The following is a 14711-nucleotide window of genomic DNA, read 5'->3' as shown; positions in this document are numbered from 1 at the left end:
GTGCTGATCTATATAGCGTTTACGCCAGATCGCCCCGCCGCTTGCGGCACCTTCCCTTCGTAAGGGGAGTTTGGGAGGGGTCTCATCTGTTGCCGTCACGATTTAATTGGTATAGCCCTTAAATTAGACGGATTAGACTAGCGTTGGTTCCTGTTGACTCACTATCTGAAGCTTAAGATCGCTACCTATCGTCTTAAGCTTCGGATAGTTGTTGGGGCGGATGATGGCATTGAAGTTTGGGCATCAGGCAATCTCTCGCCCTAACAGGATGTTTTTCCAAAGGAGGAAACGCTGCTAAATTAGGAACAGCGAATCACAATTTGTCAGCGCTTGTTGTTTCAGCCCCCCGACCCAGAACTTCAGCACAAGGCCATTTTGATTCACGATCGCCTGTGTGCCCTTTATGGCTGTCCAATTCCCTATTTCAGCGATCTTGATCCGCTCAGTGAACTTATTGCGGCATTATTGTCTCATCGCACAAAAAATGCAGACTCGCATCGGGCTTTTCAACAATTAGTTCACCAGTTTCCCACTTGGGAAGCAGTCCGGACAGCACCCACTGAAATGATTGAGCAGGCGATCGCGCCGTGTACGTGGGCAGAACAAAAAGCGCCTCGTCTTCAACACGTCCTACAGCGAATTCACGAACAATGTGACGATGAATCGCTGAGTTTTCTGAGCGAGATGCCTGTTGCAGAAGCCAGAGCTTGGTTAGAGTCGTTACCGGGTGTGGGCCCTAAAACCAGTGCTGCTGTCCTGTCCTTTAGTCGATTGCGAAGACGGGCTTTAGCAGTAGACAGCCATCATCACCGTGTTGCAGTTCGACTTGGGCTAATTGCTGGAACCATCAGTGTTGGTCCAGCTCATGCCATTCTAGAAGCCCAACTGCCTGCTGAATGGACTGCCCAACAGGTATACGACAACCACGAAGTGATGATGATGCACGGGCAGAAATGCTGCTATTACAAAAACCCTGCTTGCGATCGCTGCCCTGTTCTCGATCTCTGTCCACATGGGCAACGACGAATGATCGATCGGCGCAGAAGTTGAAAGATCTTGCATTGTTAGTGACTAATTGTGTTAGTGACTAATTGACGGATGTCCATGATGTTCAGAGAATTCTGTCCCCTAAACCTCCCAACCCTAAACCTCCCAACCTTCGATCGCTTGCTCAGCCAACCCTCAGATTTCCTTCAGACCCTCATCACGATCGCACCGACAATTCCCGCTACAGTAGAGGCAGAATGCTAGCTCAATCAGCCGTTCGATTGAGGTTGAACAAGTGGCATTCTTGCAGCAAGGAATCTAGGAATGATGGTTGCCTTCATTGTCAAACACCTCACCTTGTGGCTGAAGTCGCCCCAATCAACCCGCTTGATGGCGATCGTGGGGTTGGCGACGATTGCGCTGCTGCTGACCCCAACTCCAGTATGGTCCCAACCTGTCATGAATAATGGCTTCAATCCTCAAGACTGGCTGCGCGACAGCTTGCAGTGGATTGATGAGTTGGGGTGGGTTGGTGCGATCGCCTTTATCGCGATTTATATCATTGCGACAGTGGCGTTTTTGCCGGGTTCTATCTTGACCCTAGGAGCCGGAGTCGTGTTTGGCGTCATCCAAGGCTCGGTGTATGTTTTCGTTGGGGCTACACTGGGCGCCACGCTGGCATTTTGGGTGGGACGCTATTTGGCGCGCGAGTGGGTAGCTCGACGCATTGCCAACCATGACAAATTTCGGGCGATCGACGAGGCAGTTGGCCGCGATGGGTTCAAGGTTGTCCTATTAACTCGTCTTTCTCCTATATTTCCCTTTAATTTGCTTAACTATGCCTTTGGTCTCACCCAAGTCTCATTACGAGATTACATATTGGGCTGTGTGGGTATGATTCCTGGCACGATCATGTACGTCTATCTGGGGTCGCTCGCTGGCAATCTGGCTTTAATCGGTACCAATGAGCAGCCCACCAACCCTACTGTGCAATGGGCAATCCGCATTTTCGGGTTCCTGGCAACACTCGCCGTAACCCTGTATGTAACGCGCCTGGCTCGAAAAGCACTGTCAGAGTCGATCGACCCGGACACTCTGCCCGAAAAAAGAACCAGCTAATCTTTCCTTTCATCCTTCATCTCTTCAGGAGCTAATCGTGTCTCAATCTGCCTTTCAACCTGTGGTTGTTTCCCCCATGGACGAATTCAACCAGCGTTTGGTGTCTCGGGTGCATCCGCCAGACTGGACGAATCCGCAACCGCGCGATCGCTATGATTTGGTTGTGATCGGGGCGGGTACAGCAGGATTAGTGGTAGCGGCCGGGGCAGCGGGGCTGGGGCTAGGGTTGAAGGTGGCGTTGATTGAGAAGCACTTAATGGGGGGAGATTGCCTCAATGTTGGCTGTGTGCCGTCGAAATGTGTGATTCGATCGTCGCGGGTAGTGGCAGAAATGCGAGCGGCCGATCGATTTGGGGTACGATCGCCCAACTCAATTGAGGTTGATTTTGCAGCCGTCATGGCCCGAATGCGACAAGTGCGGGCAGGCATTAGCGATCACGACTCGGCCGATCGCTTTCGCAATTTAGGCATTGATGTGTTTTTGGGAGCCGGACAATTTGTTGAACCCGGTACGATTGCGGTAGGCGGAACAACGCTGCGCTACAAAAAAGCCGTGATTGCTACGGGGGCAAGGGCAGCGGTTCCTAATGTTGACGGATTAGATCAGGCTGGCTGTCTCACCAACGAAACGGTGTTTTCCTTGACCGAACGTCCATCGCGCTTAGCGGTGATTGGCGGTGGCCCGATCGGCAGTGAACTGGCTCAAACCTTTCAGCGGTTGGGGTCGCAGGTAATTCTGTTTCATCGCGGTTCCCATATTCTTAACAAAGAAGATGCCGATGCAGCCGCAGTGGTGCAGCGAGTGTTCATTCGTGAAGGCATTGATTTAGTCCTGAACAGCGCCTTGAGACGCGTTGAGTCTACGTCTGAAGGCAAGGTGATTCACTTTACTCGGGATGGCAACCCGGACTCCATCACCGTCGATGAAATTTTGGTGGGGGCGGGTCGTGCCCCAAATGTGGAAGGGCTGAACCTAGAATCGGTTGGAGTGGAGTACAATCGCCAGCGCGGGATCGCGGTCAATGATTATCTGCAAACGACGAATCCCCACATCTACGCGGCCGGGGATATTTGCATGGACTGGAAATTTACCCATGCGGCTGATGCGGCTGCTCGCATTGTGATCAAGAATACGCTGTTTGCCCCCTTTGGGCTGGGACGATCGACGCTCAGCAGCTTGGTCATGCCCTGGGTGACGTACACCGATCCGGAGATTGCCCATGTAGGTCTTTATGAGCAAGAAGCGCAACAACAGGGGATTGACGTTGAAGTGATTACCATTCCTTTTGAAGAAGTCGATCGCGCGTTGGCAGATGGTGAGGAATCTGGCTTTCTAAAAATTCTGCACCCACGAGGATCAGACAAAATTCTGGGAGCGACGATCGTGGCTCGTCATGCCGGAGAAATGATCAGCGAAGTCACAACAGCAATGGTGCACAAGTTGGGACTCAATAAGCTCTCTAGCGTCATTCATCCCTATCCCACCCAAGCCGAAGCCATCAAAAAAGCTGCCGATGCCTATCGACGCACCCTGCTAACGCCTCGAACAAAGGGATTTCTGCGAGCCTTAACTAAACTCTCGTAGCCAACAACCTTAGTTGGTCTCGATCGGCACCTACAATCAAGGCATCCAGATGGCTCTTATCGCTCAGACACACTTGATGAAGAGACACCAAGTTTGACTGGCACACAAACCATCTTTGCCTCAGTACGGGCACAGTAGAGTCATAGGATACGTCGATCGATCCAGCGCCCAGTATCGGGTCCTCAGACGGCTAATCCAAGCTGACTCATGCAACCCGTTGGTGGTTGACTACGCTGATTGAACCCTGTTGATTGAACCTGTTGATCGAGACCGTCATTCAGTTGAACCGTTTAGTTTCATGACTTCTGTTGCTCGCAAGAATCTGTTTGAAGACATTCCTCGCTTTTTGGTGGCGCAGGCTGGCATTATGTTTGCCGTGAGCCTCGTCACCATTCAGGTGGGGCTTTTGAACGGTTTCTCTCGTTCGGTTGGTGTTTTAATCGATCGATCGGCGGCAGATGTGTGGGTCGCCAGTGCCGACATGGTCAACTTGGAATTGACTCTGCCGATTCCCGCTGGACATTTGAAGCTGGCGCAGCAAGTTCCGGGAGTGGAGCGGGCGGAACCTTTGTTTCTGGGAGGTGGCATCTGGCGCAGCCCTCAGGGGAAAATCACCACTATTCGGCTGTTTGGGTTTGATCCAGCAGGACAATTATTTAGTCCGTCGCCGTTGATTGAAGGACAGGTGAACACCTTAAACCAACCCTATACGGTCATCGCTGATAAAGCCACCCTGAGTAGTTTAGATGTGCAACAGACGGGCACCACGGCTAACATCGGCTCGCTGGGGGTTGAATTAGTTGGTCTTACCGAAGATACGCAATCTATCGCCTCTAGTGCCTATCTATTCAGCAGCATTGAAACCGCGAAAGCCATTTCTACAGGCGGGCGCACAGCAAACTTGAACTGTCGCTTTCAAGGTGAAGAGTTCGTTTGTAGCAGTGTTTACGAGCAATCTACCCAAAGTAATCCTGCACTAACGCCGCTGGCAGACACCGATCCGATCACCTATGTCTTGGTTCGAGCTAGACCTGGCGAAGATCTGCCGTCTCTAAAGCAACAGCTAGCGCAACTCTTACCCAACACAAGGGTCTTAACACGAGAGGAAATGGCCAGCCGCACTCGTCGCTATTGGATTCGCCGCACGGGTGTTGGGTTTATCTTGGGACTGGGGGCGGCCGTAGGCGTAGTGGTAGGGATGGTTATTGTGGGGCAAATCCTCTACTCCTCGGTATCGGATCACATGAAGGAATTTGCCACCCTGAAAGCGATGGGCGTGGCCGATCGCATCGTCTACGGGATTATTATTCGTCAGGCGCTGTGGATGGCCGTTCTAGGCTATATTCCCAGTCTAATGCTTTGTATCGGGTTGGGGGTTTGGACGTTTACCACCCAAGGCATCATGATTCTGATTACACCCATCACCGCTACCGCCATATTCGGCATCACTGTGCTTATGTGTGTTGGTTCGGCGCTATTTGCAACACAGAAAGTGACCCGAGTTGACCCAGCGATCGTATTTAAATCGTGAAAATGTTCAAATCATGACAAAAATACATCTCGTTTTTACATAACGATGAATACACCCTATAGATCACCTGAAAGGATGTTACGAACCATAAGAAGACTCACTAAGATGAAACTAGGATAATCTACTCAAAAAACAAACCAGCACCATTAGTCTGTTCATCCCCTGTTGATTGCGTCTGTTGCCTAGCTATGAACTTAACTACGAATCCGAATTACATCCCGTTGGTTGTGAATCTACTCTTGATGCTGGATAGTTCGAGTATCCATAAACGCTTTGCTTTCGTTCTGCGACCACGAATTGCTTGATCATTAACCTGCTGACCTGCTTCCTAGCGCTATCGCCTAACCTTGAGTGACCTGTTGCCCATCTACGATACCCCTTCTCATGACTGCCACGCCTATCAATTTTCAAGTGAGTTTGACAGACACCGCAAAGCGGCTCGATGCATCCTGTGACTCAACGCCAAACACCCTGCATGGTGGTAAAGCGATCGTTGCTAGGGGTGTGGAAATGGTATTTCAAAACGGCTCTCAGAAATATCGTGCGCTCAAAGATATCAACCTAGACATTAATCAAGGCGAGGTGCATCTGCTGATGGGGCCGTCTGGTTCTGGCAAAACCACGCTGTTGTCTATCTTGGGCGGAATTTTGACCCCTACACAAGGGCGAGTTTGCCTACTAGGACACGATTTAACCCGATCGTCCCGTGCCAAGTTGTCTAAAATTCGGCTAAAAAATATTGGCTTTATTTTTCAGGAGTTTAATTTATTTCCGGCTCTAAATGCGATGGAAAACGTGGAACTGGCGCTGGAGATGAAGGGACTCAAAGGGCGAGCCGGCCGTCGAGAAGCGATGGCGTTGCTGGAGCAAGTGGGGCTGGCTCACAAGGCTAAGTCCATGCCACGCGATCTGTCAGGTGGACAGAAGCAGCGGGTGGCCATTGCTCGTGCCTTGACTGGTAATCCAGAAATCATCATGGCAGACGAACCAACTGCTGCACTCGATTCCCAAAGCGGTCATGCGGTTATTTCTCTGCTGCGGCAGCTAGCTAAAGAAAGAAATCGCACTGTGGTGATGGTGACGCACGATCCGCGTATTGTTGATGTGGCCGATCGCGTTACCTATCTGGAAGACGGTATGCTACAAGCAGATGGGCTTTTACAAAACCGATCGGCCATTCATTGATGCGAAGCAATTAATCTTTCAGCTAGTTTGTGTGAAAGCGCTGAACCCCCTGGCTATGCCGCCAGTTTTAGCCCTCCCCTCAACGTGGGAGAGGGCTAGGGATGAGGGCGGTTCGAGATAAAAGTGTTAGTTTTCTATTCGCAAGCAATCTCGCAGGGTTTGCTCTACCGATCGTGGTTGCCAGCCCAATTCTCGCCGAGCCTTCGAGCCATCTACTCGCACACAACGATCGTAAACATAATGCACTCGTTCACGGCTGATTGGGGGTTGCCAAGACAATAAGCGACCGATCGGATCGAGGAGATTTCCAGCCAGACGGACGATCGGCTCCGGCACTTCACGCGGTACAGGAATGCCCGTTTCTTGACTAAGAAACTCAAACATTTCGCGGGTGCTGAGATCGCCCGTAGAAATAATGTAGTGCGACCCTGGTGCCGCTTTCTCCACGGCAAGCAGCATTGCCGCCACCAAGTCATCCACATGCACAATGCCCGTCATGCGATCGCCCCCAGCCCATACCTTGAGCCGTCCGTTCAGAAACGTTTGCAACACCGGGCCAAAGTGCGGATCTTCTGCACCAAAAATCCCTGACGGCATAACACTGACCACGGGTAGTCCTTCGGCAGCAAACTGATCGACTAACTGCTGAGCCTTATATTTCGTGGAATCGTAGGCCGAGGAAAAATCGGCTTGCTGCCGCTGAAAGGTTTCGTCAATCACCTGCCCTTTAGTGTCACCATACACACCGATCGTGCTGCAATACACCAGCTTAGACACCCCTGCCGCCTTAGCCGTTTCCAGCACCGCCCGCGTACCCTCCACATTGATGCGTTCCATCTTGGCGGCATCGACCAAGCCCAGTTCCACATAAGCCGCTGTGTGAAACACCACATCGACGCCTAGCATCGCTGTTTGCAACGCGGTGCGATCGGTAATATCACCATGTACCAATTGCACCTGACAGCCTGCCAAACGAGACAGATCGCTAGTTTCACGTACCAAACCAACAACCGTGTCTCCCCGCTGCTCCAGCGCTTTGACTAAATGAGAACCTGTGAACCCATTTGCGCCCGTTACCAGTGCTTTCATTCCTACCCTTGACTCCCCATTCCCAACTCCCGCCTCCTCAACTAGCAATTGATTGAATCGACGAATCAGGTTCCACTTGCAGTCGCTGCTCTTCAGCCAAAAACTCTGCCAATTGTTTTTCGAGTTGATTTCGCACCACTTCGCGATACACCATAAAGTGTTCGCCATAGGCACAGGTAATCACAAACTTAATCCACAGCCTAGGATTGTGGCGCAACACGTTGAGAAAATGATGCCAAAATTTCCAGCGCGTCTTGCGTTTAATACCTTGCCGCCAAATCAGCGTTAGTCCGGCACGAATCTGATCAAAGGTAATCGGTTGTGCCGTTGATTTAACCCTGGGTGCACCCATCATCATGATGTGACGATAGACCCGATCGAGGTACACTTCCGGGTCGTACAGCGTCCAGAAAGCATCAATGTACTCACGGGTAATTTCCTCAATCGGACGAGTTGGCACAAAGTTCATTAAATTGGTTTGATTGCCGTTTACATCCTGGGTTTCTCGCAGCCGTCCTTCTTTCTTCAGCCGATGCCACAGGGCTGTATCAGGCAAAGCTTGTAACATACTGAAGAACGGGTTCGGGATGGTAGTTTGTTCCACAAAACGAATAATGCGATCGCCTGCACCTGGTTTTTCGCCGTCAAAGCCAATAATAAAGCCAGCCATCACCCGTAGTCCGGTTTTGGTAATGCGCTGCACTGCTTCCACCAGGGGACTGCGAGTATTTTGGAACTTCTTCGTAAACTCTAGGCTGTCTTCATCAGGTGTTTCAATGCCCAGAAACACCGTCCCAAAGTTGCACTCCAGCATCATTTCCATCAACTCTGGATCGTCGGCTAAATCTACCGAGGCCTCTGTCACAAAGCCGAAGGGATAGCCCCGCTCGGCCATCCAGCCTTTTAATTCCTTCAGCAGCAGTTTTACGTTGCGCTTGTTGCCGATGAAGTTATCGTCCACCATAAAAATACCGCCGCGCCAGCCCAATTCGTAGAGACGATCGAGTTCTGCCAAAAGCTGTTGAGGCGTTTTGGTGCGGGGTTTGCGACCATACAGGACAATGATGTCACAGAATTCACACTGAAACGGGCAGCCTCGCGAAAACTGCACCGACATCGAATCGTAGGCGTTAAAGTCCAACAAGTCATAGCGTGGAATCGGCGTCTGCGTCACATCGGGCTTTTCGCCATTAGCCCGGAAAATCCCCTGCGTGTCACCCCGTTCGATCGCCTCCACAAACTGAGGCAATGTCATTTCGCCCTCATCCAGAATCAGGTAGTCGGCCTCAGCCACTTCTTGCGGCAACGCGGTAGCATAGGGCCCACCCACCGCCACCCGCTTACCCCGGCGCTTCGCTTCGCGAATTTGCTCTAGTAAGTCCGGTTTTTGCACAATCATCGCCGAGAGAATCACCATCTCCGCCCATTCCCATTCAGCGTCTGTCACTGCTCGAACATTGCGATCGACGAGCTTGAACTCCCAATCTTGAGGTAGCAGCGCTGCCACGGTAATCAGTCCTAAAGGCGGAAACATGGCCTTGCGGTTTAATAGCTCCAATGCTTCCTCAAACGACCAGAAGCTTTTTGGGAACAGCGGATACAGCAGTAAAACACGCATTAGATGTCAGCCTCGTGCGATTGAGCAGACGACAAATTAGGCGATCTATCACGATCGTCTAATCATTTAATCTTGATTGAAAATAAGATTGGTTAATAGTCTACCGCCTCTGGTTCAGGATTCAAAGCTGATAGTAGACGCTTAGGAAAGTGGTTTCTATCAAAAAGGCGAAAAGATAGAGGTAAAGATGGAGGCTGAAGGATAAACGATTCAATCAAACTAAAGATTCTGGCGTTGCTGAATTCACGTCAGAGGTTGCCCTCATTTCCACCCTGCTCCTGGAAGGAGAAGAGAGCCGGATCAGTTGTTCCCTCACCCTGTTGGGAGAAGTCTAGGATGAGGGGAGGTAGTCAGATTCATAGCTCGATTCAGCCATGCCAAGATTCTTTTCATAAATACGATAGGTTTTATGAATGGTTCCTCCCGATGCTTCTACCAGTTTTCGGGATGGGTAATTGTCTTCATAAATATGTCCCAGTTCGGCTCGTTTATAGGGTTTTCCCTTCTTAATTCCACCCATCATACCTAGATAAATCAATGCCAGCGGCACCATTTTGCGGCGATGTTCTGGTAATGAGCAAATATAGATTACGCGCCCTTGGTCAATTTGCCGACGATACCAAAGAAATTTGAGCGTACCGATCAAGTTTAGGTTGCCACCTACATGCTTGAGTGCAATGTTGTAGTCAGGCAAGCCCATCCACAGCCCAATCATCTCGCCATTGTATTCAGCGATCGGAAATACATCCGGGTCTAATAGGCTTCGCATCGATCGTGTTTCCGCCATAAATTCCGCTTTCGACCATGGCGTAGAACTGTAGTTGTTGGCAAACATGCGATTGAGCAGATGAAATATCCGCTCGGCATCTTCTTCAAACCCTGGGCTTTTGGTTCGCACCGGACGAAAGGTGACACCCGCTTTGCAAGCAATTCGGTAAGCCCGTTCAAATTCATCAGGGAGAGGTTTGTCTAGCGCAAAGTTATAGGCGTACGCATCTTTCGCTTTGTACCAACCGTCTTGTTCCACAAATTCAGGGTAGTAGGGCGGGTTGTAGGGCATCATGATCATAGGCGGCGAGTTGAAGCCATCTACCAAAAACAGGCAGCTATTGTGCGTAGAGAGATTAATCGGACCTCGCACTAATTCCATCCCCTGCTCCCGTAGCCACTGACACGCTGCGTTCAGCAATGCTTTGGCCACGGTGAAATCTTCAATACACTCGAAAAAGCCAAATAATCCTACCTTTCGGCCTTCCCGCTCGATTAGGCGATCGTTCACCGCTGCCACAATTCGCCCCACCACTTCATCCGATCGCACCGCAATCAATCGTTGCAGTCGCCCATGCTCAAAAAATGGATTTTCGGGCGCAAACTGACTAGCAATACTACTGCGAATGGGCGGAACCCAGTTCGGGTCATTGGCATAGACCTTAAACGGCAGATCGAGAAATTGCTCTGCTTCCTGCGGTGTTGTTACCGATCGGATTTCTACAGTGGTGGGGGATGTGGCTTTAACCATATCGGTCATGTCCCTAAGATAAGCTTCGATCGAGAAAACTTCATCTTAGGACGTTATTGTACAGGGGGGAATGGGAAGTCGGGAGTCGGGAGTCGAGAACGGGGAGCTTTTCTTCCTTCGTCTCTTATCTCTCATTCTTTTCTTTCTACTACTGTTCCCGTGCGGCTACGGCTGTGTCTGGGAAGTCGGAAAACACGCCATCAACACCGAGTTCATAGAATTGTTGGTACTCGGCCATCGGGTTGCCTTCATAATCGACGGTGAGATACTTCTCTTCATCGCGGAAGGTGTAAGGATGCACCTGCAAGCCAGCCGCATGAGCATTTTCAATCACGGGCAGAATTTCCCCGGTTAAGCGCTCGGTGACTTCGGCGGTGCCGTCTCCGTTCGCATCGACGGGCGGATCGATCGGTTCGGTTAAGACAAATGTGCGTTTCCAAGGACCAATGCCGCTGGCATAGGTGGAAACAAAGTTGCGGAGGCTATCGGCTGAAATTAGATCGCCGTAGGTGCGCGGATCGCCACTGACAACAAAATCGTAGGGCTGAAGCTGAAATTCGTCGTATAGTTGCACCAAAGGGAGATCAATTCCGGCTTGAGCCATGAGAGCAGTCAGTTCGTCTTTGAGATTGGTCACTTCAAAAGACTGAATGAAAACACGCTGTGGATCAGTAAAGTCGCTAGCCACGAGGGTTTCAATCAGCGGTTCTTCCAGCGATAGCCCCAGTTGATCAAAATAGGTGGGGTGTTTGGTCTCAGGATAAATGCCAATGCGCCGTCCGGTGTCTGCCTCGGTTTGTTTCACCAAGTCAATAATTTCTTGCAGTGTTGGAATTTCATACTGATCGTTGTACGACTGGTCGCGCTGAGGCATGGCTTGCCGGGCCCGCAGTTCTTTGATTTCAGCGAGAGTAAAATCTTCCGAGAAAAAGCCCTCTTGCTCGGCTCCATCGACGGATACGGTTTTGCGACGATCGGCAAATTTTGTTACTTCACTGACGTTGGTGGTGTCGATCAAATTGGGTTCATGCCGGGCAATCAACACCCCATCCTTAGTGGACACCAAATCTGGCTCAATGAAATCGGCTCCTTGCTCGATCGCTAGTTGATAGGCCTCCAAGGTGTGTTCTGGCAGATAGCCACTGGCACCTCGATGCCCAATTACCAGTGGGGGCGCACCAGATAGGGTGGGATAGGCTGTCACAGAGCCTTGACTCAACAACACAAAAATGGCAGAAACGGCTGCCAGCCAGCTTAATCGAAAACGAACTTTCATGCACTCCTCTCTTGACGTTCAATCCAGGTGTTTGAATGCGGCGGATATGCAGGAGTGTATGAGAAAGAGGTTAAGCGCTGACGATCGTTTGGTTAAAAAGTTTGATTTCGATCGCCCGGGCAAAAAGCTGGGCGATTCCCTGAATCTTCTCTCTTTCTCCGTAGCGTAAAAATCAAGCAAATAACACGGTCTGTGATATGGCTCACAAATTCACCGCTGTAGATCAAAACATTGAGGCATCAGGAGATTGCGGTTGACCTTAAAGCAGCATTTGTAAAGTAATAGCCAGTGTGAACTTCTCATAAAAAACTGTAACGCTTTGCATAATGTCCCTATTAAAGGCTGGAGAACTTGATAGGACATCAAACACAACGAACACCACCTCAAACTTGCAGGAATCGCCAGGATGGGAGGAAAGACAGATGAACGCACAACGGAGAAATTTATTTCTTAAAACTGCAACTTGGCTGATTGCAGAAGTGATTCTCAACCTGGTAGGGCTTGACAATTTAGCCGATTATAGTGAGTTTATTTTTGATCAAAATTTAGCTGCTTCTGGCGATCGTCCTGCTATCACCACTACGCTAGTATTTGATCAAGGCAACGTTCCACGCCTATTTGTTTAACCATTCAATACTTTGCCAGCCACTGTGAACGTTGGCTGAATAATTGTCTAATTTCTGCAAGCGTTATTTCCGAAAATGTCATTCCCAAAAGTATCATTTTGATACACTGTTTTTTAGTATATTCTTCGCATCAATGTGTTTGATTCATTGTTCACTATAAAATCTCTTTGCAAGGGTGAGGTATCTCGCCCTTTTTTCTTGCTGTTTGTTGATACTTGCTGTTTGTTAATAATGTTTGGTCAATGTTGTTTGCTAGCACATCCTATATTAGTACTTTGTCATGTTGCATCGCCTTCACCTCACCGCCTGCGGCTCCTCTCCTTAATAAGGGAGGTTAGTAGGAGTCGGTACACTATGTAACTTGATAGAGAATTGCATTAATTGCGCCTTTTCCTTCTATCTTTATAATTGGTTTGGGATAAAGAGCAACGAATACCTATAAAGATAACCATTAACCACCATGAAGTCGTCACAAGAATCGTTGTCTACATCGTCTGTCCTAGGGTTGCCTGTGCACTTACTGACCAATTACGCTGGTTGGTTACTCGATCGTCTGCAACAGCAGCAAGGGACACATGTGGTAACGCTGAACGCTGAGATGGCGATGCAGGCAGAATCGAATGAAGCGCTGGCAGCAATTATTCGACAAGCTGAACTGGTGGTTCCCGATGGTTCGGGTGTGGTGCTGTATTTACAGTTTCATGGCAATCGGGTGCGGCGATGCCCAGGAATTGAGCTAGCTGAACTGTTGTTGCGACAATCTGTTACGTTGGAGCAGTCCTGCCCTGTTTTTTTCTATGGTGGTGCTCCTGGCGTGGCACAAACGGCTGCCGATCGCTGGCAACAGCAAGTGCCAGGGTTGCCAATTGCAGGGGTGCAGCACGGATATTTGACGATCGATGAACAGCCATTGCTCTTGCAAACCTTGAAAGATTTGCAGCCGCATATCATTCTGGTGGGGTTAGGAGTGCCGCGCCAAGAATTTTGGATTGCTGACCATCGCCACATCTGCCCAAACGCAATTTGGATTGGAGTAGGTGGTAGTTTTGATATTTGGGCAGGTACGAAAACTCGCGCCCCGGGCTGGTTACGCAACAATCATCTCGAGTGGGCCTATCGTCTGTATCAAGAACCATGGCGGTGGCGACGCATGTTAGCTTTACCGAAGTTTGCTTGGCGGGCGTTGGTCTACTCGGTTAGCGTCTAAATGCACTAGCGATCGCTATTCCTATCACCCGAAACACAATGGAATACATCTGGCTACTCAGTGTCCTACTGTGTGGCAAGCCTAATCAAAATCGCCACAATCGCAATGGTTCCAAATAACATGATTGAGGTAGCAATCAGGGTTAATAACGAACGAGAATGGGGCGTTTGATAGGGAAAGTTTGCCTGACCTAGCCCTTGAATTTGCTGAAGGTAACTGATGATGGCTAGTATCAACAAAATGACGCCTGCTGCGATCGCACTTAAACCGATCAGAGCAGTGAGGGTCGTGTTCAAAATCCGATCGTTGTTGGGAAATGTTTGATCGATTGCATTGAAAATCCGATCGAAGGCAATGCCAAAACCAATCAATGACAAGCAATTCTGAACCCAACTCATGAGTGTACGCTCAGCCGCTGCCCGGTTCCGCTCTTTAGCCAGTTCGTTGGTCGCGCCAGTCGGTGGTTCTGGTAAGGATCGAAATTCATCCCTCATTGCTCATCCCTCCTTCTTCTAGATGAACGCCCGCACTAAAATGCCAACGAACGCATAAATTCCAATGCCAACCAGCGCAAGGGCAACGGTTAATCCCAAAGAACGACGGGGAGTATAGCGATACTCTTCACGCTGAATTCGGCGCAATTCTTGGCGATGCTCGATCGTGGCCATTATCATGGCATAGATTCCCAAGGCGATGAAGGCTAAGCCCAGAATCCGGGAAAAGCGAATCGGATTGATCTCATTGGCAAACTGCAAACTGCGAATGGCACTGACGATGCTATCGATACCAAACCCAAAACTGATCAAAGCCAAACAAGTCCGAATCCATGCCATCAGGGTACGCTCGGCTGCCGCCCGATTGCGCTCTTTAGCCAGTTCAGCTTGCACATTGACGTGTCCAGGTTTAGAAGGGGGCATCGGATCATTCATAAAAGCGAAAGGGTGGCTCAGCGTTGGCTCATAAGGATTA

At 49.9% G+C, this 14711-nt stretch carries 13 protein-coding genes; 7 read left to right on the top strand and 6 right to left on the bottom strand.

All coding sequences use genetic code 11. The features are described 5' to 3' along the window. The first annotated feature begins 330 nt into the window (after window positions 1-330). The 5 genes from OXH18_RS03355 (at window position 331) to OXH18_RS03335 (ending at window position 6407) form a co-directional block, all read left to right on the top strand. Window positions 331-1050, top strand: a complete 720-nt coding sequence (locus OXH18_RS03355) for an endonuclease III domain-containing protein (RefSeq protein WP_268611008.1) — start codon at window positions 331-333, stop codon at window positions 1048-1050. A gap of 261 nt (window positions 1051-1311) precedes the next feature. Beyond that, complete coding sequence (locus tag OXH18_RS03350; RefSeq protein WP_268611007.1) at window positions 1312-2106, top strand: TVP38/TMEM64 family protein; 795 nt, start codon at window positions 1312-1314, stop codon at window positions 2104-2106. Between the two features lie 37 nt (window positions 2107-2143). After that, a complete protein-coding gene (locus OXH18_RS03345; RefSeq protein WP_268611006.1) occupies window positions 2144-3691 on the top strand; it encodes a mercuric reductase in 1548 nt (515 codons plus the stop codon). A gap of 298 nt (window positions 3692-3989) precedes the next feature. Continuing rightward, the gene (locus OXH18_RS03340; protein WP_268611005.1) at window positions 3990-5222 is read left to right on the top strand and encodes an FtsX-like permease family protein; all 1233 of its coding nucleotides are present in this window, start codon (window positions 3990-3992) and stop codon (window positions 5220-5222) included. A 384-nt stretch (window positions 5223-5606) separates the two neighbouring features. Beyond that, window positions 5607-6407 carry an ABC transporter ATP-binding protein gene (locus tag OXH18_RS03335; RefSeq protein WP_268611004.1) on the top strand — a complete coding sequence of 267 codons (801 nt, stop codon included), beginning with the start codon at window positions 5607-5609 and terminating at the stop codon, window positions 6405-6407. A gap of 126 nt (window positions 6408-6533) precedes the next feature. On the opposite strand, the gene OXH18_RS03330 is transcribed toward OXH18_RS03335, so the two are convergent. The 4 genes from OXH18_RS03330 to OXH18_RS03315 form a co-directional block, all read right to left on the bottom strand. Next, entirely contained in the window at window positions 6534-7496 is a 963-nt protein-coding gene (locus tag OXH18_RS03330) for an NAD-dependent epimerase/dehydratase family protein (RefSeq protein WP_268611003.1), read from the bottom strand. Window positions 7497-7533: 37 nt separating this feature from the next. After that, a complete protein-coding gene (locus tag OXH18_RS03325) occupies window positions 7534-9114 on the bottom strand; it encodes a B12-binding domain-containing radical SAM protein (RefSeq protein ID WP_268611002.1) in 1581 nt (526 codons plus the stop codon). 331 nt (window positions 9115-9445) lie between these two features. Then, a complete protein-coding gene (locus OXH18_RS03320; protein WP_268611001.1) occupies window positions 9446-10633 on the bottom strand; it encodes a hypothetical protein in 1188 nt (395 codons plus the stop codon). 148 nt (window positions 10634-10781) lie between these two features. Further along, window positions 10782-11909, bottom strand: coding sequence for a glycerophosphodiester phosphodiesterase (locus OXH18_RS03315; protein ID WP_268611000.1), 1128 nt, complete (start codon window positions 11907-11909; stop codon window positions 10782-10784). A gap of 422 nt (window positions 11910-12331) precedes the next feature. Here OXH18_RS03315 and OXH18_RS03310 point away from each other — a divergent pair, with 422 nt between their 5' ends. Together OXH18_RS03310 and OXH18_RS03305 are read left to right on the top strand one after the other, a co-directional pair. Beyond that, the gene (locus tag OXH18_RS03310; protein WP_268610999.1) at window positions 12332-12535 is read left to right on the top strand and encodes a hypothetical protein; all 204 of its coding nucleotides are present in this window, start codon (window positions 12332-12334) and stop codon (window positions 12533-12535) included. Window positions 12536-12995: 460 nt separating this feature from the next. Further along, complete coding sequence (locus OXH18_RS03305; protein WP_268610998.1) at window positions 12996-13742, top strand: WecB/TagA/CpsF family glycosyltransferase; 747 nt, start codon at window positions 12996-12998, stop codon at window positions 13740-13742. Window positions 13743-13807: 65 nt separating this feature from the next. On the opposite strand, the gene OXH18_RS03300 is transcribed toward OXH18_RS03305, so the two are convergent. After that, the gene (locus OXH18_RS03300) at window positions 13808-14236 is read right to left on the bottom strand and encodes a YidH family protein (RefSeq protein ID WP_268610997.1); all 429 of its coding nucleotides are present in this window, start codon (window positions 14234-14236) and stop codon (window positions 13808-13810) included. Window positions 14237-14254: 18 nt separating this feature from the next. Further along, window positions 14255-14671: a YidH family protein gene (locus OXH18_RS03295; RefSeq protein ID WP_268610996.1), complete on the bottom strand. Its 417-nt coding sequence runs from the start codon at window positions 14669-14671 to the stop codon at window positions 14255-14257. Between the last annotated feature and the right edge of the window lie 40 nt (window positions 14672-14711).

It is taken from the genome of Thermocoleostomius sinensis A174 (assembly GCF_026802175.1).
In the GTDB taxonomy this organism is placed as follows: Bacteria; Cyanobacteriota; Cyanobacteriia; order Elainellales; family Elainellaceae; genus Thermocoleostomius; species Thermocoleostomius sinensis.
The sequence above is the reverse complement of the archived record's forward strand: the minus strand, read 5'-3'. Positions and strand labels throughout refer to the sequence as shown.

What these genes read in the sequence shown, in the direction of transcription:
- OXH18_RS03350 (WP_268611007.1), top strand. Translation starts at nt 1,312, where the DNA reads ATGATGGTTGCCTTCATTGTCAAACACCTCACCTTGTGGCTGAAGTCG.
- OXH18_RS03340 (WP_268611005.1), top strand. Translation starts at nt 3,990, where the DNA reads ATGACTTCTGTTGCTCGCAAGAATCTGTTTGAAGACATTCCTCGCTTT.
- OXH18_RS03335 (WP_268611004.1), top strand. Translation starts at nt 5,607, where the DNA reads ATGACTGCCACGCCTATCAATTTTCAAGTGAGTTTGACAGACACCGCA.
- OXH18_RS03330 (WP_268611003.1), bottom strand. Translation starts at nt 7,496, where the DNA reads ATGAAAGCACTGGTAACGGGCGCAAATGGGTTCACAGGTTCTCATTTA.
- OXH18_RS03325 (WP_268611002.1), bottom strand. Translation starts at nt 9,114, where the DNA reads ATGCGTGTTTTACTGCTGTATCCGCTGTTCCCAAAAAGCTTCTGGTCG.
- OXH18_RS03320 (WP_268611001.1), bottom strand. Translation starts at nt 10,633, where the DNA reads ATGGTTAAAGCCACATCCCCCACCACTGTAGAAATCCGATCGGTAACA.
- OXH18_RS03315 (WP_268611000.1), bottom strand. Translation starts at nt 11,909, where the DNA reads ATGAAAGTTCGTTTTCGATTAAGCTGGCTGGCAGCCGTTTCTGCCATT.
- OXH18_RS03310 (WP_268610999.1), top strand. Translation starts at nt 12,332, where the DNA reads ATGAACGCACAACGGAGAAATTTATTTCTTAAAACTGCAACTTGGCTG.
- OXH18_RS03305 (WP_268610998.1), top strand. Translation starts at nt 12,996, where the DNA reads ATGAAGTCGTCACAAGAATCGTTGTCTACATCGTCTGTCCTAGGGTTG.
- OXH18_RS03300 (WP_268610997.1), bottom strand. Translation starts at nt 14,236, where the DNA reads ATGAGGGATGAATTTCGATCCTTACCAGAACCACCGACTGGCGCGACC.
- OXH18_RS03295 (WP_268610996.1), bottom strand. Translation starts at nt 14,671, where the DNA reads ATGAATGATCCGATGCCCCCTTCTAAACCTGGACACGTCAATGTGCAA.